This window comes from Azospirillum himalayense, from assembly GCF_042657465.1.
Lineage (GTDB): Bacteria > Pseudomonadota > Alphaproteobacteria > Azospirillales > Azospirillaceae > Azospirillum > Azospirillum himalayense.
This window is the reverse complement of sequence record NZ_JBHSLC010000056.1, coordinates 1-3,923: the sequence shown is the minus strand read 5'-3', so window position 1 is coordinate 3,923 and position 3,923 is coordinate 1. Positions and strand designations below refer to the sequence as shown.

4 protein-coding genes are annotated in these 3,923 nt (G+C 61.6%); 3 read left to right on the top strand and 1 reads right to left on the bottom strand.

Going from position 1 to position 3,923, the window contains the following annotated elements; translation table 11 throughout:
• On the bottom strand, window positions 1–268 hold a 268-nt coding region (locus ACFPMG_RS23310), incomplete at its 3' end, for a hypothetical protein (RefSeq protein ID WP_376997606.1).
• Between the two features lie 98 nt (window positions 269–366).
• Between ACFPMG_RS23310 and ACFPMG_RS23305 the strand changes: the two genes are divergently transcribed.
• From ACFPMG_RS23305 to ACFPMG_RS23295, 3 genes are read left to right on the top strand one after another with little or no spacing between them, the layout of a single operon-like run.
• Entirely contained in the window at window positions 367–1,599 is a 1,233-nt protein-coding gene (locus ACFPMG_RS23305) for a site-specific integrase (RefSeq protein WP_376997605.1), read from the top strand.
• Window positions 1,596–2,951: a tyrosine-type recombinase/integrase gene (locus ACFPMG_RS23300; protein ID WP_376997604.1), complete on the top strand. Its 1,356-nt coding sequence runs from the start codon at window positions 1,596–1,598 to the stop codon at window positions 2,949–2,951. Before ACFPMG_RS23305 ends, ACFPMG_RS23300 begins: the two co-directional genes overlap by 4 nt.
• Window positions 2,948–3,910 carry a tyrosine-type recombinase/integrase gene (locus ACFPMG_RS23295; protein ID WP_376997603.1) on the top strand — a complete coding sequence of 321 codons (963 nt, stop codon included), beginning with the start codon at window positions 2,948–2,950 and terminating at the stop codon, window positions 3,908–3,910. The genes ACFPMG_RS23300 and ACFPMG_RS23295 overlap by 4 nt, the downstream gene beginning before the upstream one ends.
• Window positions 3,911–3,923: the final 13 nt, after the last annotated feature.

The following is a 3,923-nucleotide window of genomic DNA, read 5'->3' as shown; positions in this document are numbered from 1 at the left end:
AGGGCGCCAGAAAGGCATATATATCAGAGTGATAGACACGCACCTCGATCTCTTCGAACAACCAGGATGCGCAACGGGGGCAGTATGAAGCGCGATTTAAGAAGCGCTGCTTGGCGCTCTCGAAGGCGGAACGGGCGGCGGCCTTGGCGGCGCGGTTCAGGGTGCCGCCGCTTCCGGTGACGTTGGCGGCCTCCAGCGCGGCGTCGAGGTTGGCGTGGATGACCTGTAATCGCGAGGTCGCGATAATGCGAAGGAGTTCAGTTTTCACGTCCCTATTCCTTGATTTCTGCGTATCGGTGCGGTCCTTGCTGCGGATTATTTTGATTGCGAACCTCGGAGGCCTCTCAACCAACTGAGGAGGCAATCATGTCGGATGCGCATGGCGAATTGATCGCCAAACTTTCGAAACTGCTCACGGAGCAAAACTACAACCCGGCGGTCGTCGCCAACCATCGTCTCTATGCCCGCGCCTTTCTTGACTATCTGGCAGAGCGCGACCTGTCTGTGCGGACTGTGGCGCCGCTGCAGATCGAGCAGTATTTTTCCCATGCAATTCAGCGCTTTCGTGTGCGCTACGGTCGAGATCCCAGTTCGCGCTGGCACAAGCTCCCGCACACGGCGATCCGCAAGCTGCTGCGGCTGGCCCAAGGCAAATGGCCACCTGTGCCTGAAGTGATCGGGCCGGATGCGGCGCTCCGGCACGCAATCTGCCAGGAATACGAGACCTGGTTGCACGAAGAATGTGGTCTGGCAGATGCGACCATCGACGCGCTTATGAGGGAGGCACGGCATTTTCTGGACTGGCAGTTCGGTCGCGGTGGGGCCGACGGTCTGCGGGCATTGAGCGTCCGGGACATCGATCTCTACATGGACATGCGAACCGCTGGCCTGCGCCGAATATCGCTCGCAAGGGTTGCCGCATGGCACCGCTCGCTGCTGCGCTACCTACATCGGACGGGGCGGATTCCGACCGACCTCACGCCACACGTCATTGGCCCCATGCTCTATGCCTACGAGGACGTTCCCTCGACCTTGGACAGTGGCCAGATCGCCGCGGTGCTGGAGGTGACGGCGAAGGACAGATCGCCGAGGGGACTGCGCGATTATGCGATCCTTCAACTGCTTGCCACCTACGGGCTGCGAGAAGGCGAAATCTGCAAACTCCGGCTCGACGACATCAACTGGCGCGCTGAATCCTTATGTATCCGTCACACCAAGACCAACGCGTGCTCGTACATGCCGCTGTTGACGCCGGTTGGCGAGGCGCTGCTCGATTATCTACGCTTCGGCCGCCCGCAGGTCGAAGGGCGGGAAATCTTCGTCCGATCCTGCGCGCCCTATACGTTTATGCAGAATCTGTATGGCATGGTGCGGCAACGCCTGTCAGCCGCAGGCATCAACCCACCGGGGAAACGCGGCCCCCACGTTTTCCGCCACGCTCGGGCCGTGGAGTTGCTGCGGGCGTCGGTTCCGCAAAAGATCATCGGCGATGTGCTCGGGCATAGATCCACCGCGTCCACGAACTCCTATCTCAAGCTGGCCACCGAGGATCTTCGGGCGGTGGCGCTCGACGTACCCGGATCGGAGGTGCTGTCATGAGCGCATGGCCTGATCCTGATCGCACTGTTGTCGCTGACTTTTTGAAAACGTCACAGTTCCGCGAGAGAAGCTGCCGCATCTATCACGGTATCCTCCGCAGCTTCGACGATGTTGCCCGGCAGCATCCGGCAGTCGACCAGCCGATGCTCGAGGCCTGGCTGAGGGAAATGGAGAAACGTTGGCGATTGTCGTCGCTGTTGAACCAGGTCTGCATCGTTGATCGCTTCCTCGACTATCTCGTCGAGATCGGGTTGATCGCCAACAACCCCATCGCCGTGCTCCGCAGTCGGTACAACATCAAACAGAACAAGCCGATCTGGCGGGCTCTGGCTTCCCCCAATCCCGACGCCGCCCTTGCTGCGCTACGACGACCTGCGCCCTTCGGCAGTGTTCTGGGGGACTTCATGCGTGACCATGTCATGCTGGTGCGCAGACGGGGATACCAGTATGAGACGCAGACCCATTGGCTGTTGCGGTTCGATCGGTTCCTTCAAGCACATCCCGAACTTGCCGGAGAGCCGCTCGAGACGATGCTGGCACGCTGGGCAGCCGCCAAGCCCACCCGCAATCACGCCGCGGAATGCCAGAAGCTGGGACGCATCCTGACCAAGGCGCGGTTCCGCCTTGATCCGAACATCCCGCCGAAACGCTTCAATCCGCAGCCGGAGCGGGCAGTCGCGCGTGAACATCGGCGGCCACATATCTTCAGCCCGGCCGATGTTCGGCGGATGCTTGATGTTGCCCGCTCCTATCCATCGCCCCACGCTCCGCTGCGGCCGTCGAGCCTCTACACCATGATCCTTCTGGCCTACTGTGCCGGGCTGCGACGTGGTGAGCTTGCCGGCCTCGATCTGGGTGACGTCAACCTTCCGTCGGGCACGATCACGGTCCGGGAAACGAAGTTCTACAAGACCAGGATCCTGCCGCTGCCCGACAGCGTCATGGTCGAACTGCGCGCCTATCTCGATGCGAGGCGGCGCACCGGCGCCCCGCAAGACCCGCAGTCGGGGTTGTTCTGGCACGACCACTTCAATGATCGTTACACCCCGGTGGTGGTCTCAAAGATGATCACCACCGTCATGCGCCGCGCCGGGTTCAAACCGCCTTCCGGGCGGGCGGGGCCGCGTGTGCATGACCTGCGGCACTCGATGGTCGTGAACCGGATCCTCCAATGGTATCGATCCGGCATCAATCCGCAGGACAAGCTGCGCTTCCTCTCGACCTTTATGGGCCACCGGGACATCAACTCCACGCTGGTCTACATCACCGTCACGCAGGATCTGCTGCAGGAAGCAAGCGAGCGGTTCCGAGTGGTCGGCGCTCCGCGCCTCAACATGGAGGCGCTGTCATGAAAATGAGCAATCCGTTCCCCGCATTGTTGCGGGCGTTCTTCCAGGAGTGGCTGGCCGAGCAGCGAAGTGCCTCGATCCATACGATCAGGTCCTACCGGGACACTTGGCGGCTGTTGCTCCGGTTCGTCGCGGAGAGAAAAGGCGGCGGGGCTGCACGGATCACCCTGGCCGATATCTCCGCCAACGAGGTGCGTGCCTTCCTCAGCCATGCCGAACATGAGCGTAAGGGCACGATCGGCACGCGCAACTGCCGGCTGGCGGGGATACGCAGCTTCTTCAGCTTCGTGGCTGACAAGAATCCTGAATATATCGCGCAATGTGCGGAGGTTCTGGGCGTTCCGTTGAAGCGAGGCCCGACCTCGGCACCCTGCTACCTTGAGCCGGAAGAGGTCGAGGCCATCCTCGCGCAGCCTGACCGATCGACAATCGAAGGGTTGCGCGACCATGTGCTGCTGTCCTTCCTCTACAACAGCGGCGCGCGCATCCAGGAAGCGCTTGATCTGTGCCCTGAGGCGATCCGGTTCGAAGCGCCCTACTGTGTGCGTCTCCATGGCAAGGGGCGCAAGGAACGCCTCTGCCCGCTCTGGCCGGAAACCACCACGTTGCTCAAGAAGCTGTTGGAGCGGCAGCCGCGCGCACCAGGTGAGCGCCTCTTCGTAAACCGATATGGCGAACCACTGGGCGCCTCCGGTGTGCGGTTCAAGCTGGCAGCTTACGTCGAGGCTGCTGCGAAAACGATACCGACGCTTCGTTCGAAGCATGTGACACCGCACAGCTTCCGGCACGCCACCGCCGTTCACCTTGTCTCGGCGGGTGTCGACATCACCGTCATCCGCAGCTGGCTCGGGCACGTCAGCCTCGACACGACCAACTGTCGGGCGTCTTGGCAAACTAGACCCTTAACGACAAGAGGAACTGGACCTCCTTCTGTAGAGGGAGGCCAGCATGTCGGTTGTTGAAGAGAGCGTTTTG

Bases quoted from the DNA above. Each gene is read 5' to 3' on its own strand.
- ACFPMG_RS23305 (WP_376997605.1), top strand. From the start codon at position 367: ATGTCGGATGCGCATGGCGAATTGATCGCCAAACTTTCGAAACTGCTC.
- ACFPMG_RS23300 (WP_376997604.1), top strand. From the start codon at position 1,596: ATGAGCGCATGGCCTGATCCTGATCGCACTGTTGTCGCTGACTTTTTG.
- ACFPMG_RS23295 (WP_376997603.1), top strand. From the start codon at position 2,948: ATGAAAATGAGCAATCCGTTCCCCGCATTGTTGCGGGCGTTCTTCCAG.